A 23042-nucleotide genomic window follows, 5' to 3' on the forward strand; every position below is an offset into this window, starting at 1 on the left:
TGCTTCCATCTTGTGCCACAGTGGCTGCCCTTTTTGCCGATGTGCTCGCGGCGGGCCGGCGGCGTTTTGTCCTACGCGCCGCCGCGGCCCGGATGGGCTACAACTTGCGGCTGACCCGACTGGAGATTCCATGACGCTTTCCCGGCCGATCACACAGGCGGCGAGCGCACTGCGCGACAGGTTTCGCGAGGTGCGTGCAGCGAGCCTGGCGCTTGCCGCCCCGCTTTCCGCCGAAGACCAGTGCATCCAGTCCATGCCCGACGCGAGTCCGACCAAGTGGCACCTCGCGCACACCACGTGGTTCTTCGAGACCGTGCTGCTGCAGCCGCATGCGGCGGGCTACCAGCCTTTCGATGTGCGCTTTCACTATCTCTTCAACTCGTACTACGAGGCGCTGGGGCCGCGCCACCCGCGCCCGCAGCGGGGCCTGCTGACGCGGCCGTCGGTGGACGAGGTGCATGCCTATCGCCGGCACGTGGACGAGGCGGTGGTCGCGCTGCTGGAAGAGGGCGGGCTCGACTGGGCCACCGTCGAGCCCATCGTCACGCTCGGGCTGAACCACGAGCAGCAGCACCAGGAACTGCTGCTCACCGATATCCTGCACGCGCTGTCATGCAATCCGCTGCTGCCGGCCTACAAGCCGGCCGGCGGGCCTGCGCTGCGGCTGGCCGCGGTACCGCCGGCTGCGCGCTGGCTCGCGCAGCCCGGTGGCGTGGCCGAGGTGGGGCATGCGGGGCAGGGCTTCTCATTCGACAACGAGACGCCGCGCCACAAGGCCCTGCTGCAGCCCCATGCGATTGCCGACCGGCTGGTGAACTGCGGCGACTACGCGCAGTTCATCGCGGATGGCGGCTACCAGCGGCCCGAGCTCTGGCTGTCCGACGGCTGGGCCGCCGTGCAGGCGAACGGGTGGCGGCATCCGGCGTACTGGCTCGCGTCCGACGATCCGCGGCTGGGCTTCGGTTCGCAGCCGCAGGGTGCTGCGGGCTGGCATGTGTTCGGCCTGCATGGTGTGCGGCCGATGGAGGCCGATGCACCCGTCTCGCAGCTCAGTTTCTATGAAGCCGCCGCGTATGCCGAATGGGCCGGCGCGCGGCTGCCGACCGAATTCGAATGGGAGGCCGCGTTCGATGCGCCCGGCATCGCGCAGATGGCCGGCCATGTCTGGCAGTGGACGCGTTCCTCATACGACCCGTACCCCGGCTTCCGGCCGATGCCCGGCATCGCTGCCGAATACAACGGCAAGTTCATGGTGGGGCAACTGGTGTTGCGCGGTGGCAGCGTGGCCACGCCGGCGGGGCACACGCGGCCCAGCTACCGCAACTTCTTTCCGCCGGCGGCGCGCTGGCAGTTCTCGGGGCTGCGGCTCGCGAAAGACCTTTGATCATGCGCAATCCAACTTCCTCGTCCTCATCGCTGTCGTTCGTGCCTGCCGCGAAGCCGCGCGCTTCGTCTGCGCCCGCAGCCGCCGCGCCGTTGTCCGAGTTCGGACGCGAGATGCAGGCCGGGCTCGCGCGGTCGCCACGCCGCATTTCGCCGAAGTTTTTTTACGACGCGGCGGGTTCGCGGCTGTTCGACCGGATCTGCGAACTGCCCGAGTACTACCCGACGCGCACCGAGCTGCGCATTCTTGGCGAGTGCGCAGGGGAGATCGCCGGGCAGATCGGGCCGAATGCGGAGATCGTGGAGTTCGGTGCGGGGTCGTTGACGAAGGTGCGGCTGCTGCTCGATGCGCTCGACTCGCCCAAGCGCTATCTGCCCATCGATATTTCCGGCGAGCATCTGGAGGCTGCTGCGCAGCGGCTGAAGGCCGACTATCCGGAGCTGGTGGTGCAGCCCATTGCCGCTGACTACACGATGCCCTTGGTGCTGCCCGCGCCCGTGGCGGGTGCCGGGCGGCGCGTCGGTTTTTTCCCGGGGTCGACGATCGGGAATTTCGAGCCTGAAGAGGCACTGGCCTTCCTGCAACTGGCTGCCCGGATGTTGCGTGGCGGAGGGCTCTTGATTGGCGTGGACCTGGTCAAGGATCCGGGGCGGCTGCATGCGGCTTACAACGATGCGCAAGGGGTGACTGCGGACTTCAATCTGAATCTCCTGCGGCGCGCCAATGCCGAGCTCGATGCGGACTTCGATCTTGACGGGTTTGCGCATGCGGCGTTCTATAACGCGCCTCGGCAGAGGATCGAGATGCATCTTGTGAGCCGGGTGGCTCAGAGCGTTTCGCTGAATGGGGAGACGTTCGGGTTCGAGGAGGGCGAGACCATTCATACGGAGTACTCGCACAAGTTCACTGTTGAAGGGCTTCGTGCCTTGGCTGTTCGGGCCGGGTTTCGACCTGGGGCTGTCTGGACGGATCCGGAGAAGCTTTTTAGTGTTCACTGGCTGGTTGCCTAGGTTTGCTTCCGGGGCCGAGACCCGGCCCCGAAAAACAAACACCCCAACAGGGCACATACAGCAACGAAGAAAGCGACTGTGCCAAGCAAACGGCACAATACCCCGGCCCCGTGCGGCAGCGCAACGGCCAGCGCCCCGCAACCCTCCCCCTGGAGCCAAGACCATGAAAGCAACCTGGAACGGCGTCACCATCGCCGAAAGCGACGACACCGTGATCGTCGAAGGCAATCACTATTTCCCGATGAGCGCACTCAACCGCGACTACGTCACCTTCAGCAACCACAAGACCACCTGCGCCTGGAAGGGCTCGGCCAGCTACTACTCGCTGCTGGTCAACGGCGAGCTCCACACCGACGCCGCCTGGTACTACGCCGACCCCAAGCCCGAAGCCGAAGAGATCCGCGACCGCGTCGCGTTCTGGAAGGACGTGAAGGTCAGCGCGCAGTGACCACGGCCGCCTTCACTCCGCCGTTCATCGCCCCGGCCGAGCTGCCCGCCGCACTGCGCGAGCAAGGCTATGCGGTACTCAGCCCGCAGGGTGTGGGCGAATGGCTTGGCGCACCGATCGCGCAGCTCGATGCACTGCACGCCGACTGGAACGGCCTCCCGCCCGACGACTACCTGAAGGACGGTGGCCGCTACCGCACTCGGCGCCACGCCTGTTTCACCATCGAAGCCGACGACCACGCCACGCTCACGCAGGTGCCGCACCGCGCGCACTGGCAGCCGGTCGAATACAACGCGCTGCACGGCGGCATGCAGCGCTGGTTTGCGCCGATGCTCGATGCCACCGTGGCACAACCCGTGTGGCAGCGGCTGCTGCGGCAGCTCGGCAAGGCCTGCAGCGACATGCGTGGCACGACACGGCAGCGCTGGTACGTGGAAGCGCACCAGTTCCGCATCGACACCGCCGGCGGCATCGGCCGGCCGACGCCCGAAGGTGCGCACCGCGATGGGGTCGATCTCGTGGCCGTGGCACTCGTCGGCAGGCACGGCATCAAGGGCGGCGAGACGCGCGTGTTCGAGGCCAATGGCCGCCGCGGCGAGCGCTTCACCATGACCGAACCGTGGACCCTGCTGCTGCTCGACGACGCGCGTGTGATCCATGAATCGACGCCGATCCAGCCGCTCGAGGAGGGCGGCGAAGGCTGGCGCGACACGCTCGTGATCACTTGCCGGGCCAAGGGTTTCCAGGGGGATTGACGCCCCGTTTCCCGTCGCTGCCTTGAGTCCTACAGGTTCCCTCCGGCATCGGGGTTAAATTCGGGGTCCGGCTCGACGGTGAGTCGTGTCTGTCTGCGACGAAAGCGAGGTCCCGCCATGTTCAATCACATCCTGGTTCCGATCGACGGCTCCGAAACTTCCATGCTCGCCGTCAGCAAGGCCAGCGGCCTCGCGCTGGCTTTCGGTAGCCGCATCACGTTGATTCACGTGATCGACAACTATCCCTTCATCGGTGTGGGCGCGGACTACGCGCTCGGCCAGAACGAATACCTCGCCGCAGCCACGGCCAGTGCCAATGCGGCGCTCGCGCGCGGCGTGGCGGCGCTCGCGGCCGAAGGCCTTCACAGCGACCAGCGCGTGATCGACGGCCACGTGGTGCACGAAGGCATCGTCGATACGGCCATCGCCATCGCGGCCGACCTGATCGTGATGGGCTCGCACGGCCGCAGCGGCATCGAGAAACTGCTGCTGGGCAGCGTGACGCAGCGCGTGCTGCAGGACGCCAACATGCCCGTGCTGGTCGTCAAGGGCGGCTGATCGCTCAGGAGACGATGAAATCGGGCGGCCGATTGAAGCAAAGGTCTTGCTGCGTCACCGGGTGCACGAATCCCAACTCGCTCGCGTGCAGCAACAGGCGCGGCGCACGCGCTTGCAGGGCTGCATCGCCGTACAGCGCATCACCGAGGATCGGATGGCCGATCGAGAGCAGGTGCACGCGCAGCTGATGCGAGCGGCCCGTCAGCGGCTCCAGCAGCACGTGGGTCGCGGCGGGCGCGCCGGGTAGCAGCGACACCGCCTTCCACCGCGTGACGCTGGGCTTGCCCGCAGGATCGATCTTCTGCAGTGGCCGGCGCGGCCAGTCGGCCATCAGCGGCGCGTCGATCAGCGACCAGTCTGCCCGCACCGGCATCGCGCCGTCGACGACGGCTTCATAGCGCTTGTGCACCCGCCGCTTGGCAAAGGCCGCGCTCAGCGCGCGCTGCATGGGGATGCCGCGTGCCATCACCACCAGCCCGCTCGTGCCCATGTCGAGGCGATGCACGATCAGCGCGTCGGGCCACTGCCGCATTGCGCGCGCGCTCAGGCAATCCTGCTTGTCCTCGCCGCGGCCGGGCACGCAGAGCAGGCCGGCGGGCTTGTCGAACACCAGCAGGTAGGGGTCTTCGTGGAGGGGGTGCAGGAGCGGCGGCGCGGTCATGGATGCCGCCGAGTGTAGAGAGCCCGTTGCAGGCCCGTTTTGGCCCTCTCATGCCGCGCTCATGAAGCCTCGGCTATCCTCGAACGAATGTCCGGCCCCGCCCCTGTTTCCGCTTCTTCCACCGACGCCGCAGCCATTCCCTTGGGCGCCGCGGTCTCTTCCCCCGGCTTTTCCGACCTGACGCGCGAGCGTCCGTTCATGCAGATGTGGACGGCGCGGCTGTTCGGCACCGCCGCCTCGCAGATGCTGCTGGTGGCCATCGGCTGGCACATGTACGAGCTCACCGGCAGCGCCTGGGACCTGGGCCTCGTGGGCCTCTACCAGTTCGTACCCGCACTGCTGCTGGCGCTGCTGGCCGGCCATGTCGTCGACCGCCACCATCGCGGGCGCATCGTGGCGGCCTGCTTCGCGGTGCAGGGACTGGTGGCACTGGCGCTGCTGCTGGCGGTGCTCGAGAAGCACGACACGCGCGGCCTGCTGCTGGGGCTGTCGCTGGTGCTGGGCGCGGTGCGCGCCTTCCAGATGCCGGCACAGCAGGCGCTGACGCCGCTGCTGGTGCCGCCCGCCATGCTGTCGCGCGCGATGGCCTTCAGCTCGGCCGGCATGCAGGGCGCGATCATCGGCGGGCCGGCCCTCGGCGGCCTGCTGTTCGTGGCGGGCATGGCGGTGGTCTACGGCGCCAGCGTGGCGTTCTTTGCGGTCGCCTGCGCGCTGGTTCTGCGGCTGCGCTATGCCTACACGCCGGCCGCGCGCGAACCGGTCACGCTGGCCACCGTGTTCGCGGGCGTCGATTTCATCTGGAAGCGCAAGCCCGTGCTCGGCGCAGTCTCGCTCGACCTGTTCGCGGTGCTGCTGGGCGGTGCGGTGGCGCTGCTGCCGATCTACGCCAAGGACATCCTGCACACGGGGCCCTGGGGGCTCGGCCTGCTGCGCAGCGCGCCGGCGGTGGGCGCGCTGGTGATGTCCATCGCGCTCACGCGCCGGCCGGTCGAGCGCAACGTGGGGCGCACGCTGCTGCTGGCCGTGGGGCTCTTCGGGGTGTGCATGGTGGTGTTCGGCATTTCGAAGAGCTTCGTCGTCTCGCTGATCGCGCTGGCGGTCTCGGGCGGCGCCGACATGGTCAACGTGGTGATCCGCCAGACGCTGGTGCAGCTCGAGACGCCCGATGCGATGCGCGGGCGGGTGAGCGCGGTCAACTCGATCTTCATCGGCGCGAGCAACCAGCTCGGCGAGTTCGAATCGGGCGCCACGGCGGCGCTGCTCGGACCGGTCGGCTCGGTGGTGGCGGGCGGCGTGGGGACGATGCTGGTCGCGCTGACGTGGTTCAAGCTGTTCCCGTCGCTGGCGCAGCGGGACCGGCTGGTGGTGGCGGCGCCTTCCGCCAGGCCTCCCCCGGCCTAATCCGCGAACAGGGCGCGAGCGCCGGGCACGTCGAGCGTCAGGTCGCCCAGCGCCTGTGCCACGCAAGGCAGGATCCAGCCCTCGGCCTTTTCCTCGGCGCTCAGGCCGGGCCATTCGATGGTGTGGCGGGTTTCGCCGGACAGCCGCCGGCAGATGCAGGTGCGGCAGGTGCCGTTGCGGCACGAGCTCGGCAGTTCGATGCCGGCTTCTTCGGCGGCCTTCAGGAGCGTGGTGGCGGCGTCGGTCTCGAAGTCGAGGCCCGAGGGCTCGAGTCGGACCTTCATGGTTGCGGCGGCGGTTCCTGTTGCTGCTGTTCGCGGCGTTGCTCGCGCAGCATGAAGAGGTACAGGCTCTCGACCTTCTCGCGCGCCCACGGCGTCTTGCGCAGGAACTTGAGGCTGGAACTCACGCTCGGGTCGAGCGTGAAGCAACGGACGGGCACGAGTTCGCTCAGGTGCTCCCATCCGTAGTAGTCGACCAGCGCCGTGACGATGGCTTCCAGCGTCAGCCCGTGCAACGGGTTGCGTGGCTGGGCCTTTTTGGCCGCGGGGGCTGGCGCTTGACCGGTCACTTGTTCTTGAGCTTGCCGCGGGGGATCACGGCGGTGGTGATCGTGCGCACGGGCTCGATGCCGCCGGTGCCCACAGGCTTGGGTGGCGAAGTGTCCTTCTTCGGTTTCTTCGCTTCCTTGGTGCTGCGTTGCTGACCCTTGGCCATGTCGAATTCTCCTGTTGTTGCGACGGATACAGCAGGCAGTTTAGCGGTGCGGCGACAATACGCGGTTCCATCCGATTTCCCGCATTCATGTCAGATTACGAAGTTCGCCCCGCCACCATGCGCGACGCCAAGGCCGTTGCCGAGGTCCACGCCCTGTCCGCCAAGGCCGCCTACGAAGGCATCCTCCCCGAAGAAGAGCTGCGCATGCTGGCCCCGGCCTCGCGCGAAGCCAAGTGGCGCGAAGCCATCGAATTCAGCGAACCCCAGGTGCACGTGGCCACGCTCGACGGCCAGATCGTCGGCTTCGTCGGCTTCGACCGCTCGCGTGACCCCAAGACGCCGCCCACCACCGGCGAGATCTGGGCGATCTACGTCAAGCCCGAGCATTGGGGCAAGGGCGTGGGCGTGGCCCTCTGGGACGCCGCGCGCGAAGGCCTGGAAGAAGAGGGCTGCACGACGGTCACCATCTGGGTGCCGATCCGCAACGATCGCGCCATGCGCTTCCACGAACTCGCCGGCTTCAAGCGCGAGATGAAGACCGCCAAGACCACCGCCCTGGGCACGGTGCGCGTCGAGGAAATCCGCCTCAAGCGCGACGTTTCCTGACATGGACGCCGGCGGCAGCACCCTCGGCCACGCCGCGCGCGTGCGATCGCACCAGCGCCGCACCGCCGCCGTGCAATGGATTCGCCGCACCCATGGCTGGTTCGGCCTGTGGGGCGCGGTGCTGGGACTGCTGTTCGGTTTCAGCGGCATCTGGCTCAACCACCGCAACGTGCTGAAGCTGCCGCAGGCCCAGGAGCGCACGCGCGCCCAGCTGGCGCTGCCCGATCCGGTGCCGGCAACGCCCGAGGCGATGAGCCTGTGGTTGCAGGGGGCGCTGCGCATGAGCGGCCCGCCCAGCGCCTCGCGCATCGAACCGGCCAAGCCCGTCGCCTGGGCCGACAAGAGTGACACGGGCGACAAGAGCGCCCCGGCGCTCATGCAGCCGGCGCACTGGGTGTTCAACTTCGGCGGCCCCAACGAGATCGTGCAGGCCGAGTACTGGCAGGGCAACCGCTCGGTCGGCGTCGCCACTACGCACAATGGCTTCGTTGCCACGCTCACCAACATGCACAAGGGCGGCAGCATGCCGCTGCCGTGGATCCTGCTGGTCGACACGCTGGCCGGCAGCCTGATCTTCCTGTCGATCTCGGGCGTGGCGCTGTGGATGCTTACGCACCGCCGCCGCCGCGTGGGCCTGGCGCTGTTCGGCGTGTCGCTGGCCGCGATGCTGGCCATTGCGCTCGGCGCTCTCTGATTCGCCGGCAAGCTCGCATGCCGGCTCCCGTTCAGGGCGCCCGCGTACGGTTATTGCAGGGGGCGGGTGGCGGCTGCGGATAAGCTCGCCGCTTCTTTTTCAGCCCTGATCTTGCCCCATGGCCACCAGCCTGCTCCTGCTTCTCGACGACATCGCGACCGTTCTCGATGACGTGTCGATCCTCACCAAGGTCGCCGCCAAGAAAACGGCCGGCGTGCTGGGCGACGACCTTGCGCTCAATGCGCAGCAGGTGTCCGGCGTCAAGGCCGAGCGCGAGATTCCGGTGGTCTGGGCCGTGTGCAAGGGCTCGTTCGTCAACAAGGCCATCCTCGTGCCCGCGGCGCTCGCCATCGGCACCTGGCTGCCGTGGCTGGTAACGCCGCTGCTGATGGTGGGCGGTGCGTTCCTGTGCTTCGAAGGTACCGAGAAGCTCGCGCACAAGTTCCTGCACAAGAAGGAGCACGAAGCCGACACCCAGCGCCACGAGAAGGCCGTGGCCGACGCCTCGGTCGACGTGGTCGCGATGGAGAAGGACAAGATCAAGGGCGCGGTACGCACCGACTTCATCCTCTCGGCCGAGATCATCGCCATCACGCTGGGCACCGTGCAGGGCCAGCCTTTCACGACGCAGTTGACCGTGCTGGTCGGCATCGCGCTGATCATGACCATCGGCGTCTATGGCCTCGTGGCCGGCATCGTGAAGCTCGACGACGCGGGCCTCTACCTGAGCCAGCGCGCCAGCGCCGCATCGCGCGCCCTGGGCCGCGGCATCCTGGCTGCGGCACCCTGGCTCATGAAGGCGCTGTCGGTGGCCGGCACGGCCGCGATGTTCCTCGTGGGCGGCGGCATCCTGGTGCATGGCTTGCCGGCGCTGGGCCATGCGGTCGAGGGCTGGGCCACGGCCACGGGCGGCGTGTTCGGCACGCTGGGCTCGATGGGCGTGAACGCCGGCGTGGGCCTCGTGGCCGGCGCCATCGTGCTGGCCGTGGTGGAACTGGTCGGCAAGCTGCGCGGCAAGAAGGCCTGAGAGGCCAGGTTGTTGGCTACTGGCGCGGCTTGCCGCGCTTCACCAGCTCGACCGCGATCAACGCCACGCCCAGCACCACCGCGAACCAGCCGACCAGATAGGCCCCTGCCACCATCTCGAACCAGCGCGTGCCCTGCAGGAAGCGCGGCCCCAGCAGAACGGCGACGCCGATCACGAGGCAGAGGATGCCGCGCTCGAGCGTGCGGAGTTGTCGTTTGGGTTGCGCCATGGCTTTTTCGTGCGGGGGTGTGTGGATCGATCAGTGCGTCATTGTCCCGCGCATCGCGGCCGGATGGCCCTGCAGCGGAAACGACTTGCCCGTCGGCACCAGCGTGTCGCCATCGAGCCGCAGGATCGTGATGTCCTGGTCGATGAAGTTGCCCACGTAGAGGTACTTGCCGTCGGCGCTCCACACCGCGCCCTCGGGCAGGCCGCGCACCTCCACCTCATTGGCGCGCGTGACCTTCTTGCCGTCGATCTTCAGCAGGACCACCGAGCCGTTGCGGTTGTAGAAGTAAGCGCTCTTCGACGCGTTGCTGCCGCGCAGGATCACCGCCACCGCATGCCTGCCGGTCGGGCTCACGGCGAGGCCTTCGGGGCCGTCGCCCACCACCACCTTGTCGACCACGCGTGGCGGTGCGGCTTCGAGGTCGATCACGCTCACCGTGTCGACCTGGCCGTCGGAGGCGCCCGAGTTGCCGTTGTCGGCCGTGAGCGCGAGCTTGCCGTCGGGCGTCACGTCGACGTTGTAGGGCCACAGGCCGGCGGCGAGGTCGACCTTGTTGTAGCTGACCTTCTCGCCGTTCACGTCGAGCAGCGCGATCTTGTGGCTCGGAAACTTGGCAGCCAGCGCGCGCTTGCCATCGGGCGTGAAGCGCACGTGCGCCACCGAATCGCCCATGGCCACGGTGTCGATCAGCGTCACCTTCTTGCCCGCGATGCGCAGCACGCTCACCGAGTTGTCGGCGCGGTTGGCCACCAGCGCGAGGTTGCCCGCGCGGTTGATCGACAGGCCCGAGGGCTGCTTGCCGACCTGCAGCGTGTCGAGCAGCCTGGGCGGCGTGGTGGTCAGGTCGATCACGAAGAGGCGGTTGTCGGGTACCTGCTTGCGCGCGCCGTTCTCCTCGATCACGTTGAGCGAGTTGGCGACCAGCGCCAGCGTTTCGCCGGGCGTGATCGCGAGGTTGGTCGGCGGCCCGGCGATGGTGTTGTCCAGCTGCAGCGTGCCGAGCACCTTGGGCGCCAGCGGGTCGGTGCCGATGTCGAGCACCTGCACCGTGTCGCGCCCCATCGGGCCGAGGGCCACGACACCGGCGTCGTTCCACGACTGCTTCTCGTCGTTGGCGACCAGCATCAGCTGGCGCTGCGGCACGGTGGGCGTCATGTTCGCGCAGCCGGCAAGCACTGCAAGGGCGGCGGCCAGGGCGGGGGCCGCGAGTGCGGCGGGGCGGAACTTCATGCTGTCTGTCTCCGGTGTTGTTGTGCGCGCATGGTAGCGAACGGCGCGGCTTCGCCGCCGGCCCGCGCCCGGCACAATCGATCGATTCACTCCCTGGGGCCCACATGACCATCGAGATACCGAAGGAAGCGCGCCAGCAGGCCATCACCTCCATCGAGCGCTACTTCCGCGAAAACATGGAGGAGCCGATCGGCAACATCGCGGCCGGCGCGCTGCTCGGCTTCTTCCTCGAAGAGGTCGGCCCGCTCGTCTACAACAAGGCCGTGGCGGATGTGCAGGAGCGCCTGCAATCGCGCATCTCGGAGGTCGACCTCGAAGTGCACGAGGACGAATTCCAGTATTGGCGCAAGTACGACAAGCAGAAGAAGGGAAGGTAGGGCGTCGCGCCCGCGCATCGCCGTGCATTCAGAAGTGCTTCAAAACGTTGCAGAATTCGAAGCCATGCATCTCCACCGCACTTCCCCACGTTCCGCGCTCACCTCCGCTCTGCGCGCCCTTGCCGCCTTGCCCCTCGTGCTGGCTGCGTCCCTTGCCACCGCGCAGCAGGAGCCGTCCGGCTTTCCGATGGATTCGGTCGGGTACTTGAACGAGGAACTGCCTCGCATGGAAGCCGCCATCGCCGCGAGGGACCGCAGCTTCTTCCATGGCGCGATGATCCGCACGGTGCAGTTTTCGGAACGCTGGGGCTTCAAGGTCAAGGCCAATCCCGATCTCGCGGCCTACCCGATGTGCACGTCGGCGGTGATGGACTACGTGGTCGTCGGCATGTGCAGGCTCACGCCTTCCGACGAGTGCGAACCGGGGCTGGCCTCGCGCTTCGATGCCAATGTGCAGCGCTGCCGCGAAGCGGCCGCGAAAAAGTAGACGAAAGAGGCACCCGCCATGGACTACGCCCGCTACCAGACCCTCGCCATCACGCGCCGAGGTGCGAATGGCGCGGTGCTCGACATCCAGATGCGGGCCGCCAACGGCAAGCTGCCCACGGCGGGCCATGACGGCCACCGCGAGCTGGCCGAAATCTGGCGCGACGCATCGGCCGACGACAGCGTGCGCTGCGCGGTGCTGCGGGGCGAAGGCCAGGGCTTCTCGGGCGGCGGCGACCTCGCGATGGTGCAGGACATGACCACCGACGATGCAGTGCGCCAGCGCGTGTGGCGCGAGGCGCGCGACCTCGTCTACAACATCATCAATTGCGACAAGCCCATCGTCAGCGCCATGCACGGCCCGGCCGTGGGCGCGGGGCTGGTGGCGGGGCTGCTGGCCGACATTTCCATCGCCGCGAAGAACGCGAAGATCGTCGACGGCCACACGCGCCTGGGCGTGGCGGCGGGTGACCATGCGGCCATCGTCTGGCCGCTGCTGTGCGGCATGGCCAAGGCCAAGTACCACCTGCTGCTGTGCGAGCCGGTGAGCGGCGAGGAGGCCGAGCGCATCGGCCTCGTGTCGCTCGCGGTGGAGGAGTCCGACCTGCTGCCGCGCGCCTACGAGGTGGCCGACCGGCTCGCGGCCGGCAGCCAGAGCGCGATCCGCCTGACCAAGTACGCGCTGAACAACTGGCTGCGCCAGGCCGGGCCGACCTTCGATGCCTCGCTGGCGCTCGAATTCATGGGCTTCGCGGGCGCCGACGTGCGCGAGGGCGTGGCCTCACTGCGCGAACGGCGCGCGCCGGACTTCGGCTGACTGCTTCCATCAGGCAGCGTGCCGAACTCCAGGCACGGTGCGCGGTCCTCAGCCTGGAGGAAAGTCGACACCCGCCTCGCCCGCCTTCCAGGGCGCGTACTTGTGCATGGCGCGCTCGAACAGGTCCGAGACGGTCCAGTCCGACAGCCATGCCTGCAGGCGGGGCCAGGGCTGGGCATCGAACCATGCGGCGTCGACCATCGCGAACTGGCGCACGAAGGGCATGACGGCGGCGTCGGCCAGCGTGGCGTGGGCGCCGGCCAGATGCGGCGTGGCCGACAGCCTGGCTTCGAGGCCGCGCAGGAACTGGGCGCCGCGCTCGCGGGCGGGCTTCCCACCATCCGCATGCCGGTTGGGATATTTGTAGCGGTCGAGCTGGGGCTTGAAGTCGTCGTCGCAGGCGCCGACCAGCGCGAGCATGTCCTGCAGCGTGCCGGTGCCGGGCTGCAACCAGCGCCGCGGATCATTGCGGCGCAGGGCCCACAGCATCACATCGAGGCTTTGTTCCAGCACCGTACCGTCTTCGGTGAGCAGTACGGGCACCGTGCCCTTGGGCGAGGCCTGCAGCATCTCGGCGGGCTTGTTCTTCAGCACCACTTCGCGCAGCTCGCAAGGCTGGCCGCTCGCGACCAGCGCCAGGCGGGCGCGCATCGCGTAGGGGCAGCGGCGGAACGAATAGAGGACGGGGAGAGCGTTGGGCATGCGCGGCGTACAGGCGAAGCGGCCGATTTTCGGTGACCGTGCCCGGTCGCGTGCGGGCAGGTTTTTCTACACAATCGCCGCATGCCCGAACACCTTTTCCTCCGGCTCGACGACGACCCCTTGCACGGGCCTGAATCGAACCTGCCCGCCGGCACGCTACGCCCGCTGAAGGATTGCGTGGCGGTGGTCACCGGCGCGAGCCGCGGCGCGGGGCGCGGCATCGCGGTCGAATTGGGTGCGGCCGGCGCCACCGTGTACGTCACCGGGCGCAGCACGCGCGAAAGGCCCGCCGATACCTACGGCCAGTTGCTCGCCTTGTCGGACATGGCCGTGGCGCCCGGCAGCATTGACGACACCGCCGACGAGGTCACGCGCCAGGGCGGGCGCGGCATCGCGGTGCAATGCGACCACACGAACGAACAGGAAGTGGCTGCGCTCTTCGCCCGCGTGGAGCGCGAGGCAGGCCGCCTCGACCTGCTCGTGAACAACGCCTGGGGCGGCCACGAGACATTCACGGGCGTGTTCGACGCGCCGTTCTGGGAGCATCCCCTTGCCAACTGGGACGCGATGTTCGACCGCGGCGTGCGCAACCACCTCGTGGCGAGCCGCTGCGCCGCGCCGCTGATGGTGCGGCGCAAGAGGGGGCTGATCGTCACCACCACCTTCTGGGACCGCGGCCACTACCTGCGCGGCAATCTCTTCTACGACCTGGCCAAGGCGTCGATGACGCGGCTGGCCTTCGGCATCGCGCAGGAGCTGAAGCCGCACGGCGTGGCCTCGGTTGCCGTGTCCCCAGGCTGGATGCGCACCGAGTTCGTGCTCGCGGGCCACAAGACCGACGAGGCGGACTGGCAACAGCGGCCCGAGCTGGCGCGCACCGAATCGCCGCGCTACCTGGGGCGGGCGGTCGCGGCGCTGGCGGGCGATGCGAGGGTGCTGGAGAAAAGCGGCGAGGTGTTGCGCGTTGCCGACCTGGCGCGCGAGTACGGCTTCACCGACATCGATGGAAGGCAGGTCGCGGCTTTCGAGATGCAGGTAGGGCCGTAGGACAAGTTCGCGCCCGACCGGGGAAAAGCGCGTACCGGCAACGGCCTGCGCGCGGGTGCACCATGCACGTCAATCCCTTCAATCACCCCAGGAGGTGACCTGCCATGTCCGCCCCAGCCGAAGCCACCGAACTGGTATCCGCCAGCCGGCTTGCCCGTTCCAATTCCGTCCGGTTCCCGGGCGAAAGCGTCGCCTACCGGCGGGCTCGCACGGAACTCCTTGCCGAGGAGATCGATTTGCGCCGACGCATCGAACGCGTCGCGGAAATGCGCCGCGCACTGCCCCCGGGTGGCGAGGTGCCGCAAGACTACGAGTTTCAGGGAGCCGGTGGGCCGGTCAGGCTCTCCGAACTTTTCGGCGAGCACGGCACGCTCATCACCTACAACTGGATGTATGGCCCGAAACGTGAGCGTCCGTGCCCCATGTGCACCTCGCTGCTGAGCGCCTACGACGGCGAGATGCCCGACATCCTGCAGCGCGTGGCGTTCGCGGTCGTCGCGAGCTCGCCGATCGAGCGGATGACGGCTTTCGCCAGGGAGCGCGGCTGGCGGCACCTGCCGCTGTATTCATCGGCCGGCAACACCTTCAACCGCGATTACGCCGGCGAGACGCCCGAAAGCGGCGACAACCCGGCATTCAACGTGTTCTGGCGCGACGGCGGGACGATCCGCCACTTCTGGGGCGGCGAGATGGGCGCTGGAACCTCCGACCCCGGGCAGGACCCGCGCGGAGCGCCCGATGCGATGCCGATATGGAACCTGCTCGACATGACGCCCGAAGGGCGGGGGACCGACTGGTATCCCAAGCTGTCCTACTGAGCGATTGGGCCTCTCGGGGGGGGGTATAAACGCAACATGGTTGCGTTGCTTCATATAATGCAATTCTGTTGCATATATGGAGACCGCCCCGATGGCCGACCGCCTTCCTGTCACCGTGCTCTCCGGCTTTCTCGGCGCCGGCAAGACGACGCTGCTCAACCACATCCTCCACAACCGCGAGGGCCGGCGCGTGGCGGTCATCGTCAACGACATGAGCGAGGTCAACATCGACGCTGCGCTCGTGCGCGACGGCGGCGCCCAGCTCTCGCGCACCGACGAGAAGCTGGTCGAGATGAGCAACGGATGCATCTGCTGCACCCTGCGCGAAGACCTGCTGCTCGAGGTCCATCGCCTGGCGAAGGAGGGCCGCTTCGACCAGCTCGTGATCGAGTCCACCGGCATCTCCGAGCCCCTGCCCGTGGCCGAGACCTTCACCTTCGCGGGCGAGGACGGCAAGAGCCTGGCCGACGTGGCGCGGCTCGACACCATGGTGACCGTGGTCGACGCCTTCAACTTCCTGCGCGACTACGGCTCGCCCGACAGCCTCGGCCAGCGGGGGCAGTCCCTCGGCGATGAAGACACGCGCACGGTGGTCGACTTGCTGATCGAGCAGATCGAGTTCTGCGACGTGCTGGTGGTCAACAAGACCGACCTCGTCACGCGCGAGGAGCGCGAGCGGCTGATGGCGATATTGCACAGGCTGAATCCGCGCGCGCGCATCGAGGTGTCGGAGTTCGGCCGCGTGGCGCTCGACCGCGTGCTCGACACTGGCCTGTTCGACTTCGGGCAGGCCGAGCAGGCGCCGGGCTGGCTGGCCGAGCTGCGCGGCGAGCACCTGCCGGAAACCGAGGAATACGGCATCCGCAGCTTCGTGTACCGCTCGCGCATTCCGTTCCATCCCAAGCGGTTCTGGGAGCTGGTGCACAGCGAATGGGAAGGCGTGGTGCGCTCCAAGGGCTTCTTCTGGCTCGCGAGCCGCGCCACGCGCGCCGGCTCGTGGTCGCAGGCCGGCGGCGCCTGCCGCCATGGCGCGGCGGGTTTCTGGTGGGCGGCGGTGCCGCGCGAGCACTGGCCGACCGACCCTGACGCGCTGGAGCTGATCCGCAAGAACTGGGACTCGGCCACGGGCGACGCCCGGCAGGAGCTGGTGCTGATCGGCATCGGCATGGATGAGGAAGCGCTGCGCACCCGGCTCGATGCCTGCCTGCTCACGGAAGACGAAATGCGCTTCGGCGCCTCGTGGTGGCGGAACTTCCCGGACCCGTTCCCTTCGTGGAACGCGTGAAAAGAGCTATCGGGCGCAGTCGCCGCAGGTGCCGTGCAGCGTCAGCGCGGTGTGCCGCGTATCGATGCCCTGCTTGCGCAAGGCCCGGCCCAGCCGGCCCATCACCTTCGGAAGCTCGGGGTCGGACGGCAGCGCCAGCACCTTGTGGCACTGGTCGCATTCGAAGGTGTTGCCCGACTCGGCCTCCACGTGGCGCGAAAAGCGATTGACTCGGTCGGTGCCCACGCGGCGGTCGCACAGGCCCGCCTCGACCAGTCGGTCGAGCACACGGTAGACGGTGACGCGGTCGGGTGCTTCGCCTGTGGCCGCCGTATAGGCAGCGGCCACTTCCTCGTGCGTGAGCGGCTGCGAATTGTGTTCGAGCAGTTCGAGCACGGTCTGCGCAGCGCGGGTCACGCGCAGGCCGCTGCCGCGCAGCAGCATTTCGCTGTCGAACGGGGCGGCGGGACAGGGCTTCGGATGCGAGGTGGTGGTCTTCATATGCGAAACGCCATTGTGTTGCATTCCGCGGCGCCGCGGGCGGCGAAACGATGTGCAAGTCAGCCAACCGGCCGTATCGGCGCCTTCGGCCGGGCCCGAATGCGCTAAGGTCTGGCCATCCGCATTCCTGAATACCTTTGTCCGACCATGTCCCGTCCTCCCATCGAGATCGAAACCGCCCCCAATCCCACCGCCACGGTGATCGTGATGCACGGCCTCGGCGCCGACGGCAACGATTTCGTGCCCATCGCCAACGAACTCGACCTCTCGCCCGTGGGCCCGGTGCGCTTCGTGTTCCCCAATGCGCCGGTCATGCCCGTGACCATCAACGGCGGCTACCGGATGCCGGCCTGGTACGACATCGCCTTGCCCGACCTGGCGGCGCAGGAGGACGAGGCCGGCCTGCGCCGCTCGCAGGCGACCATCGAAGCGATCATCTCGAATGAAAAGGCCCGCGGCATCGCCGCCAGCCGCATCGTGGTGGCCGGCTTCTCGCAAGGCTGCGCGATGGCGCTCATGACGGGCCTGCGCCACACCGAGCGCCTGGCCGGCATCGTCGGCCTCTCCGGCTACCTGCCGATCGCGGCCACCACGGCGGCCGAACGGCACGCAGCCAACCACGAAACGCCCGTGTTCCTTGCCCATGGCCGGCAGGACCCCGTGGTGCCCCTGGCCGCCGCGATGCGCTCGCGCGACGCGCTGGCCGCTCTGGGCCATGCTGTCGAGTGGCACGAATACACGATGGCGCACTCGGTGTGCATGGAAGAAATCGCCGACCTCAACAGCTTCCTGCTGCGGGTGCTCGGCCGAACCTTGTCGAAGGAGGCAACAAAATGATTCTGGTCATCGGACACGCCCTGGCAAAGCCCGACACCCTGCAGGCGATGCTCGCCATCAGCACCGAGCACGTGCTGCGCTCGCGTGCCGAGCCCGGCTGCATCTCGCACGAGGTCTCGACCGACGTGCAGGAGCCGCTGCGCCTGACTTTCGTGGAGCGGTGGAGCGACATGGCCGCGCTGCAGGCGCACTTCCGCGTGGATGCCTCGCGGGCTTTCGGCAAGGCGCTCGCGGCCATGGCCGACGGCACGCCGGAGATGCACGTCTACGAGTCGAGCGAGATCGACCTGTCGGCAGGCCGCGCCGGGGCCTGAGCTTCGTGCGCCATCCGAAGCGCGGCCTATGCAGAAAGCTATCAAAAACATAGCGAGCGACAGGGTAGCGGGGCGAGGGATTCCCTGCACGAGCAATGCCCGCGCGCCCGTGCTACCTTCCAGCCCCTCAGAAGATTGATGGGTATAACAATATGAGCAACAGATTGCAGGAGAGGCTGGTTGCACTTTCAGCCGCACGACTGAAGGGCATGCGGCGTGGCATCGAGAAGGAAAGCCTGCGCGCGCTGCCCGACGGCAAGCTCGCGCTGACGCCGCATCCGATCGCCCTGGGCTCGGCGCTCACGCATCCGCACATCACCACCGACTTCAGCGAATCGCAGCTCGAACTCATCACGGGCGTGCATGCGGGCGTCGAATCGGCGCTCGAGGAACTGACGCGGGTTCACCAGTTCACCTACCGCGTGCTCGACCAGCTCGGCGACGAGCGTCTCTGGGTGTCGAGCATGCCTTGCGGCCTGCCGACCGACGAGACGATTCCGATCGGCCGCTACGGCTCCTCGAACGTGGGCCGCGCCAAGAGCGTCTACCGCATGGGCCTGAGCCACCGTTACGGCCGGCGCATGCAGACCATCTCGGGCATCCACTACAACTGGTCGCTGCCCGACGTGTCGAGCGAACAGTACTTCGCGCTGATCCGCAATTTCCGTCGCCAGGCCTTTTTGCTGCTGTACCTGTTCGGCGCTTCGCCGGCCCTGTGTTCGAGCTTCGTGGCGGGCCGTCCGCACGAGCTGCAGCCGCTGGGTGACGGCAGCATGTTCATGCCGCACGGCACCTCGCTGCGCATGGGCCGCCTGGGCTACCAGAGCGATGCGCAGGCCTCGCTGGCCGTGAGCTACAACAGCCTCGAGGGCTACGCCGCCTCGCTACAGGACGCGCTCACGCGCCCGTGGCCGGCGTACGAAGCCATCGGCATCCGCAACCTCGGCGGCGACTACAACCAGCTCGGCACCAGCCTGTTGCAGATCGAGAACGAGTTCTACGGCACCATCCGCCCCAAGCGCGTGATCAACCCCGGCGAGCGCCCGCTGCATGCGCTGCGCGAGCGTGGTGTGGAGTACGTCGAAGTGCGCCTGATGGACCTCGACCCCTTCGAGACCGTCGGCATCAACGCGCAGACCATGCGCTTCATCGACGTGTTCCTGCTGCACTGCCTGTTGAGCGACAGCCCCAACGACACGCCGCAGGAAATCGCCGAGCTCGCGCAGAACCAGCACCTCACGGCCGCGCGCGGCCGCGAGCCGGGCCTGAAGCTGCTGCGCGGCGGGCGCGAGGTGGCGCTGGCCGACTGGGGCCTGGAGCTGGTCGAGCAGTGCCAGCCCATCGCCGCCGCGCTCGACGCGGCGCAGGGCGGCACGGCGCATGCCGACGCGGTGCGCGCCGCCAGGGCCGCGCTGCACAACCCCGACAGCCTGCCCTCGGCCCGCGTGCTCGCAGCCGTCGAGAAAGACCATGGCAACTCCTTCATCGGCTTCGTGCGCGCCCAGTCCGAGCAGACCCGCGCCACGCTGCTGGGGCTGCCGTTCCCGGCCGCGCAGCAGGCCGAATTCGAGCAGATGACGGCCGAGTCGCTGCAGGAGCAGAAGCGCATCGAGGCGGCCGACACCATGCCCTTCGAAATTTATCGCGAGCAGTACGTCTCGCCCGCGCGCCTGGGCGTGTCACGCGGCCGCATGGCCGTCGCCGCTTAGGACTTTGGTTCAGTCTCGTTTCGAGCCCCTTCGCTTGACGACAGGGGGGGTGGCGGATGACCTACAGGCATTGACCCGCATTGCCCACCGCGTGCAAACGGGCCGGGGCGAAGATGGCCGCCATGCGGTTCAAGGCATATCTCGTCGAAGACAGCCCGGTGATCCGGGAGAACCTGGCCGGTTTTCTGGAAGACCTGGCCGAGGCACAAGTCGTGGCTTCCGCGAGCACCGAGCAGGAGGCCATCGACTGGCTGCGCCTGCACGGCTCCAAGGATGACTGGGACCTGACCATCATCGACCTGTTCCTCCAGCGCGGCAACGGGTTCGGCGTGATTCGCGCCTGCCGTCACCGGGCGCCGCACCAGAAGGTGGTCGTGCTCAGTAACTACGCCACCGCCGACATGCGCGAGCGTTCGCGCGCGCTGGGCGCCGATGCCTTCTTCGACAAATCGGCCGAACTCGACCAGCTGGTGGCCTTCTGCGAGAAGGTGCGCTCTCCCGGGTGACGCGCGCACGACTGGGGTCGTACGCCTTCTGGGGTAAAACGCCACGCTGCCGCCCGAGGCGGCGCCGAGCAACTCCCAGGAAAGCGACAGAGAGAAATGAGCAACAACAGCAGCATCGACTTCAAGGGCCGCGTGGCCATCGTGACCGGCGCGGGCGGCGGCCTCGGCCGCCAGCATGCGCTGGCGCTGGCCGCGCGCGGCGCGAGGGTAGTGGTCAACGACCTGGGCGGCGCGCGCGATGGCTCCGGCGGTTCGGTGAGTGCCGCGCAGGCGGTGGTCGACGAGATCAAGGCCGCGGGCGGCGAAGCTATTGCCAATGGCGCGTCCGTCACGGACTTCGAGGCGGTGCAGGCCATGGTCCAGCAGGCGGTCGATGCCTGGGGCCGCGTCGACATCCTGGTCAACAACGCCGGTATCCTGCGCGACAAGAGCTTCGCCAAGATGGAGCTGGCCGATTTCAAGCTGGTGGTCGACGTGCACCTGATGGGCGCGGTGAACTGCACCAAGGCCGTCTGGGCGCTCATGAACGAGCAGAAGTACGGCCGCATCGTGATGACCACCTCGTCGTCGGGCCTGTACGGCAACTTCGGCCAGAGCAACTACGGCGCGGCCAAGCTCGCGCTGGTGGGCCTGATGCAGACCTTGAGCATCGAAGGCGCGAAGAACGACATCCGCGTGAACTGCCTGGCGCCCACCGCCGCCACGCGCATGACCGAGGACCTGTTCCCCAAGGAAATGCTCGAGGCCTTCCGCCCCGAGGCCGTGGTGCCCGCGATGCTGGTGCTGGCCGCGCAGGATGCGCCCAACCGCACCATCCTGTGCGCGGGCGCCGGCACCTTCGAGGCCGCGCACATCACGCTGACGCAGGGCGTCTGGCTGGGCATTGACGCCGACACGCCGGAGCAACTGGCGGCGCGCCTGTCGGAGGTCACGCAGCGCGAAGGCGAGGCCGTGCCACAGAGCGGTACCGCGCAGGGCGCGAACGAAGTCGCCAAGGGCATGGCGAACGCGAAGAGGGGCTGATCGACGCCCATGGTGTCCATGGCGCTTGACCTCGAGTGCACTCGAGCATTTCCAATGGATTTTCCGGAATCGCCGGTTCATTCAATCCAAGGAAATCAAGCCATGAACACGATCGACAACAAGGCCCTGGTCCAGCGCATCCATGACGAGCTGGACAAGGGCAACGGCCAGGCCTTCGTCGACAGCCTGGCGGACGACGCCAGCTGGAAGCTCGAAGGCACCACCCCGTGGTCGCGCACCTACCGGGGCAAGAAGGCGATCCGGGAGGAGCTGCTGAACCCGCTCTTCGCGCAATTCGCGGCGCCCTACGTGAGCAGGACCGAGTGCCTCATCGCCGAGGGGGACCGCGTGGTGGTGCTGTTCAGCGGCGACGTGCCCACCAAGGCCGGCAAGCGCTACAACAACCACTATTGCTACGTCTACCGACTCGAAGGAGGCAAGGTGAAAGAGCTGACCGAGTACTTCGACACCGCACTGGTCCAGGAAGCGCTGCAGGCGCCCCCGGCCGCCGTTGCCGCCCATGCCGGCTGACGGCGGCACGCCTTTCCACATCGGCGAGCTGGCCACGCGCACCGGCCGCACGGTGCACGCCATCCGCTGGTACGAGACGCAGGGACTGGTGCCCGGCGTGGCGCGCGACGAGGGCGGCCGGCGCCTCTACGTCGAGCTGCACGTCGGATGGCTCGACCTGATGGAGCGCCTGCGCCGCACCGGCATGTCGATTGCCGAGATGCGCGAATACACCGCGCTGGCAGTGCAGGGCAAGGTCACGCTGCGCCAGCGGCGCGACATGCTCGCCGCGCACCGGGAGCGCGTGACGCAGACCATTGCCGAGTGGAAGCGGGCGCTGTCGCTGGTCGACCGCAAGATCGGCTTCTACGACGAATGGATGGCCAGCGGCCGCCGCCCGCCGCTCGTTCCCGCCGAAACGCCCGGCCTGAAGCCGCCGAAGCGCAAGGGCAGGTGAGCGGACCTACTCGGCGATGAAGCCCGGGTCCGTGCGGATCGAGCCGCGGTCGCGGTGGTTGTGCAGGCGCCCCAGCGTGTTGTCCAGCAAGCGCTTGAGCTTGTCGGCCGCGCCGCGGAAGGCCTCGTCGAGGCTGGTAGCGTGCTGCGTCACCGCCAGCGGCTGGTGGTGCGCCAGGCGTGCCTCCATCACGCAGCACTTGTCGCCGCCGCCGGTCTTGTCGTGGTTCTCGTCGCTCAAGTGCACTTCGACGCGCGTCACGTCGTCGACGAAACGGCTCAGGTGCTGCTTGATCTCGGTGTCGGCCCAACGCTCCAGCGCGTCCTTGTTCGTGATGCCGTTGCTCGTGTTGACCTGGATCTGCATGCAATATTCCTGCTGGATAGATGGATGAACGAAGGCCCACTGTGCGCCCCCCTGTGCCCCGGCGTGCGTAGGCCTGTTCCCTACCCATGCGCCGGGCAGGGTCCGCAAAGCGGGCAACAGGGGTTCAGCTCTGGATGTACGTGGTCAGCTGCTCGATGGTGGCCTCGTGGTCCGAGATGATGTCGTCCATCAGGTCCTGGATGGAGATCATGCCGATCACCTTGTCGCCGTCGACCACCGGCAGGTGGCGGAACTTGCGCTGGCTCATCAGCGTCATGCAGGCGCGCGTGCGGGTCTGCGGGGTGACGGTCATCACGTCGGGCGTCATGATGTCGCGTACCTTCACTTCCTTCGAGTTCTTGCCCTGCAAGGCGACCTTGCGGGTGTAGTCGCGTTCGGACAGGAAGCCCACCAGCTTCTCGCCGTCCATCACCATCAGCGCGCCCACCTCGAAGCGCGCCAGGGTGGACAGCGCATCGAACACGCTGGTGTCGGGGGAGGTGCGCCATGCTGCGGAATCATGGCGCTTGAGCAGTTCGGAGACGGGTTTCATCGCAGGTAACTCCATCAAAGGGTTTCGATTCGACC

Annotated in this window: 32 protein-coding genes; 22 read left to right on the forward strand and 10 right to left on the reverse strand. The window is 67.9% G+C overall.

What is annotated here, in order from left to right:
- The first annotated feature begins 130 nt into the window (after window positions 1-130).
- The 5 genes from egtB (at window position 131) to AC1DFC_RS02585 (ending at window position 4155) form a co-directional block, all read left to right on the forward strand.
- On the forward strand, window positions 131-1384 hold the full coding sequence (egtB, locus tag AC1DFC_RS02565) for an ergothioneine biosynthesis protein EgtB (protein ID WP_413334768.1): 1254 nt from the start codon (window positions 131-133) through the stop codon (window positions 1382-1384).
- 113 nt (window positions 1385-1497) lie between these two features.
- Window positions 1498-2394, forward strand: a complete 897-nt coding sequence (gene egtD, locus AC1DFC_RS02570; RefSeq protein ID WP_413334804.1) for an L-histidine N(alpha)-methyltransferase — start codon at window positions 1498-1500, stop codon at window positions 2392-2394.
- A 163-nt stretch (window positions 2395-2557) separates the two neighbouring features.
- Complete coding sequence (locus AC1DFC_RS02575; RefSeq protein WP_007833937.1) at window positions 2558-2842, forward strand: DUF427 domain-containing protein; 285 nt, start codon at window positions 2558-2560, stop codon at window positions 2840-2842.
- Window positions 2839-3597, forward strand: coding sequence for a 2OG-Fe dioxygenase family protein (locus AC1DFC_RS02580; RefSeq protein ID WP_007833936.1), 759 nt, complete (start codon window positions 2839-2841; stop codon window positions 3595-3597). The genes AC1DFC_RS02575 and AC1DFC_RS02580 overlap by 4 nt, the downstream gene beginning before the upstream one ends.
- Before the next feature lie 117 nt (window positions 3598-3714).
- Window positions 3715-4155, forward strand: a complete 441-nt coding sequence (locus tag AC1DFC_RS02585; RefSeq protein ID WP_007833935.1) for a universal stress protein — start codon at window positions 3715-3717, stop codon at window positions 4153-4155.
- Between the two features lie 4 nt (window positions 4156-4159).
- Here AC1DFC_RS02585 and AC1DFC_RS02590 read toward each other — a convergent pair whose 3' ends face one another.
- Window positions 4160-4816, reverse strand: a complete 657-nt coding sequence (locus AC1DFC_RS02590) for an RluA family pseudouridine synthase (protein WP_478178632.1) — start codon at window positions 4814-4816, stop codon at window positions 4160-4162.
- Between the two features lie 87 nt (window positions 4817-4903).
- On the opposite strand from AC1DFC_RS02590, the gene AC1DFC_RS02595 reads away from it, so the two are divergent.
- Window positions 4904-6217: an MFS transporter gene (locus AC1DFC_RS02595; protein WP_413335154.1), complete on the forward strand. Its 1314-nt coding sequence runs from the start codon at window positions 4904-4906 to the stop codon at window positions 6215-6217.
- Here AC1DFC_RS02595 and AC1DFC_RS02600 read toward each other — a convergent pair.
- Genes AC1DFC_RS02600 through AC1DFC_RS02610 form a run of 3 tightly spaced genes read right to left on the reverse strand, consistent with a single transcriptional unit; the run spans window position 6214 to window position 6934 of the window.
- Complete coding sequence (locus AC1DFC_RS02600) at window positions 6214-6501, reverse strand: 2Fe-2S iron-sulfur cluster-binding protein (RefSeq protein ID WP_413314130.1); 288 nt, start codon at window positions 6499-6501, stop codon at window positions 6214-6216. The two genes, AC1DFC_RS02595 and AC1DFC_RS02600, sit on opposite strands and share 4 nt — an antisense overlap.
- Window positions 6498-6788: a VF530 family protein gene (locus tag AC1DFC_RS02605; RefSeq protein ID WP_413335152.1), complete on the reverse strand. Its 291-nt coding sequence runs from the start codon at window positions 6786-6788 to the stop codon at window positions 6498-6500. The genes AC1DFC_RS02600 and AC1DFC_RS02605 overlap by 4 nt, the downstream gene beginning before the upstream one ends.
- Window positions 6785-6934 carry a hypothetical protein gene (locus AC1DFC_RS02610; protein WP_007833921.1) on the reverse strand — a complete coding sequence of 50 codons (150 nt, stop codon included), beginning with the start codon at window positions 6932-6934 and terminating at the stop codon, window positions 6785-6787. Before AC1DFC_RS02610 ends, AC1DFC_RS02605 begins: the two co-directional genes overlap by 4 nt.
- An 87-nt stretch (window positions 6935-7021) precedes the next feature.
- Here AC1DFC_RS02610 and AC1DFC_RS02615 point away from each other — a divergent pair, with 87 nt between their 5' ends.
- The 3 genes from AC1DFC_RS02615 (at window position 7022) to AC1DFC_RS02625 (ending at window position 9261) form a co-directional block, all read left to right on the forward strand.
- Window positions 7022-7540, forward strand: a complete 519-nt coding sequence (locus AC1DFC_RS02615) for a GNAT family N-acetyltransferase (protein ID WP_042673438.1) — start codon at window positions 7022-7024, stop codon at window positions 7538-7540.
- Between the two features lies 1 nt (window position 7541).
- Complete coding sequence (locus tag AC1DFC_RS02620; protein ID WP_413335150.1) at window positions 7542-8234, forward strand: PepSY-associated TM helix domain-containing protein; 693 nt, start codon at window positions 7542-7544, stop codon at window positions 8232-8234.
- Window positions 8235-8352: 118 nt separating this feature from the next.
- Window positions 8353-9261, forward strand: coding sequence for a DUF808 domain-containing protein (locus AC1DFC_RS02625; protein WP_007833898.1), 909 nt, complete (start codon window positions 8353-8355; stop codon window positions 9259-9261).
- A 16-nt stretch (window positions 9262-9277) separates the two neighbouring features.
- Here AC1DFC_RS02625 and AC1DFC_RS02630 read toward each other — a convergent pair whose 3' ends face one another.
- Window positions 9278-9490 (reverse strand): hypothetical protein, encoded by a 213-nt coding sequence (locus AC1DFC_RS02630; protein WP_007833897.1) that lies wholly within the window; start codon window positions 9488-9490, stop codon window positions 9278-9280.
- Between the two features lie 30 nt (window positions 9491-9520).
- Window positions 9521-10720 (reverse strand): lactonase family protein, encoded by a 1200-nt coding sequence (locus AC1DFC_RS02635; RefSeq protein WP_413335148.1) that lies wholly within the window; start codon window positions 10718-10720, stop codon window positions 9521-9523.
- Between the two features lie 104 nt (window positions 10721-10824).
- Here AC1DFC_RS02635 and AC1DFC_RS02640 point away from each other — a divergent pair, with 104 nt between their 5' ends.
- The 3 genes from AC1DFC_RS02640 (at window position 10825) to AC1DFC_RS02650 (ending at window position 12400) form a co-directional block, all read left to right on the forward strand.
- Entirely contained in the window at window positions 10825-11097 is a 273-nt protein-coding gene (locus AC1DFC_RS02640) for a DUF2164 domain-containing protein (RefSeq protein ID WP_007833887.1), read from the forward strand.
- Window positions 11098-11161: 64 nt separating this feature from the next.
- Window positions 11162-11584, forward strand: coding sequence for a hypothetical protein (locus AC1DFC_RS02645; protein ID WP_413314133.1), 423 nt, complete (start codon window positions 11162-11164; stop codon window positions 11582-11584).
- Window positions 11585-11602: 18 nt separating this feature from the next.
- A complete protein-coding gene (locus tag AC1DFC_RS02650) occupies window positions 11603-12400 on the forward strand; it encodes an enoyl-CoA hydratase/isomerase family protein (protein WP_007833879.1) in 798 nt (265 codons plus the stop codon).
- Window positions 12401-12448: 48 nt separating this feature from the next.
- Here AC1DFC_RS02650 and AC1DFC_RS02655 read toward each other — a convergent pair whose 3' ends face one another.
- The gene (locus AC1DFC_RS02655; RefSeq protein ID WP_413335144.1) at window positions 12449-13102 is read right to left on the reverse strand and encodes a glutathione S-transferase; all 654 of its coding nucleotides are present in this window, start codon (window positions 13100-13102) and stop codon (window positions 12449-12451) included.
- 81 nt (window positions 13103-13183) lie between these two features.
- Here AC1DFC_RS02655 and AC1DFC_RS02660 point away from each other — a divergent pair, with 81 nt between their 5' ends.
- The 3 genes from AC1DFC_RS02660 (at window position 13184) to zigA (ending at window position 16252) form a co-directional block, all read left to right on the forward strand.
- Entirely contained in the window at window positions 13184-14149 is a 966-nt protein-coding gene (locus AC1DFC_RS02660; protein ID WP_413335142.1) for an SDR family NAD(P)-dependent oxidoreductase, read from the forward strand.
- A 104-nt stretch (window positions 14150-14253) separates the two neighbouring features.
- Window positions 14254-14967: a DUF899 family protein gene (locus AC1DFC_RS02665; protein WP_413335140.1), complete on the forward strand. Its 714-nt coding sequence runs from the start codon at window positions 14254-14256 to the stop codon at window positions 14965-14967.
- Window positions 14968-15058: 91 nt separating this feature from the next.
- Window positions 15059-16252 (forward strand): zinc metallochaperone GTPase ZigA, encoded by a 1194-nt coding sequence (gene zigA, locus AC1DFC_RS02670; RefSeq protein WP_413335139.1) that lies wholly within the window; start codon window positions 15059-15061, stop codon window positions 16250-16252.
- A gap of 6 nt (window positions 16253-16258) precedes the next feature.
- On the opposite strand, the gene AC1DFC_RS02675 is transcribed toward zigA, so the two are convergent.
- Window positions 16259-16732, reverse strand: coding sequence for a Fur family transcriptional regulator (locus tag AC1DFC_RS02675; protein ID WP_413335137.1), 474 nt, complete (start codon window positions 16730-16732; stop codon window positions 16259-16261).
- Between the two features lie 147 nt (window positions 16733-16879).
- Here AC1DFC_RS02675 and AC1DFC_RS02680 point away from each other — a divergent pair, with 147 nt between their 5' ends.
- From AC1DFC_RS02680 to AC1DFC_RS02710, 7 genes are all read left to right on the forward strand, one after another.
- Window positions 16880-17569: an alpha/beta hydrolase gene (locus AC1DFC_RS02680; protein ID WP_007833869.1), complete on the forward strand. Its 690-nt coding sequence runs from the start codon at window positions 16880-16882 to the stop codon at window positions 17567-17569.
- Entirely contained in the window at window positions 17566-17883 is a 318-nt protein-coding gene (locus tag AC1DFC_RS02685; RefSeq protein ID WP_007833867.1) for a putative quinol monooxygenase, read from the forward strand. Before AC1DFC_RS02680 ends, AC1DFC_RS02685 begins: the two co-directional genes overlap by 4 nt.
- Before the next feature lie 152 nt (window positions 17884-18035).
- Window positions 18036-19592, forward strand: a complete 1557-nt coding sequence (gene gshA / locus AC1DFC_RS02690; protein ID WP_042673437.1) for a glutamate--cysteine ligase — start codon at window positions 18036-18038, stop codon at window positions 19590-19592.
- A 122-nt stretch (window positions 19593-19714) separates the two neighbouring features.
- Window positions 19715-20098: a response regulator gene (locus tag AC1DFC_RS02695; protein WP_042673450.1), complete on the forward strand. Its 384-nt coding sequence runs from the start codon at window positions 19715-19717 to the stop codon at window positions 20096-20098.
- 96 nt (window positions 20099-20194) lie between these two features.
- Window positions 20195-21121: an SDR family NAD(P)-dependent oxidoreductase gene (locus AC1DFC_RS02700; RefSeq protein WP_007833861.1), complete on the forward strand. Its 927-nt coding sequence runs from the start codon at window positions 20195-20197 to the stop codon at window positions 21119-21121.
- Window positions 21122-21223: 102 nt separating this feature from the next.
- Complete coding sequence (locus tag AC1DFC_RS02705) at window positions 21224-21652, forward strand: nuclear transport factor 2 family protein (RefSeq protein WP_478178633.1); 429 nt, start codon at window positions 21224-21226, stop codon at window positions 21650-21652.
- On the forward strand, window positions 21642-22088 hold the full coding sequence (locus AC1DFC_RS02710) for a MerR family transcriptional regulator (RefSeq protein WP_007833858.1): 447 nt from the start codon (window positions 21642-21644) through the stop codon (window positions 22086-22088). The genes AC1DFC_RS02705 and AC1DFC_RS02710 overlap by 11 nt, the downstream gene beginning before the upstream one ends.
- 6 nt (window positions 22089-22094) lie before the next feature.
- Here the strand turns inward: AC1DFC_RS02710 and AC1DFC_RS02715 are convergent, their stop codons facing one another.
- On the reverse strand, window positions 22095-22454 hold the full coding sequence (locus AC1DFC_RS02715) for an HPF/RaiA family ribosome-associated protein (protein ID WP_007833857.1): 360 nt from the start codon (window positions 22452-22454) through the stop codon (window positions 22095-22097).
- 124 nt (window positions 22455-22578) lie between these two features.
- Entirely contained in the window at window positions 22579-23007 is a 429-nt protein-coding gene (locus AC1DFC_RS02720; RefSeq protein WP_007833856.1) for a CBS domain-containing protein, read from the reverse strand.
- Window positions 23008-23042: the final 35 nt, after the last annotated feature.

Source organism: Variovorax sp. 10L421 (assembly GCF_056395365.1).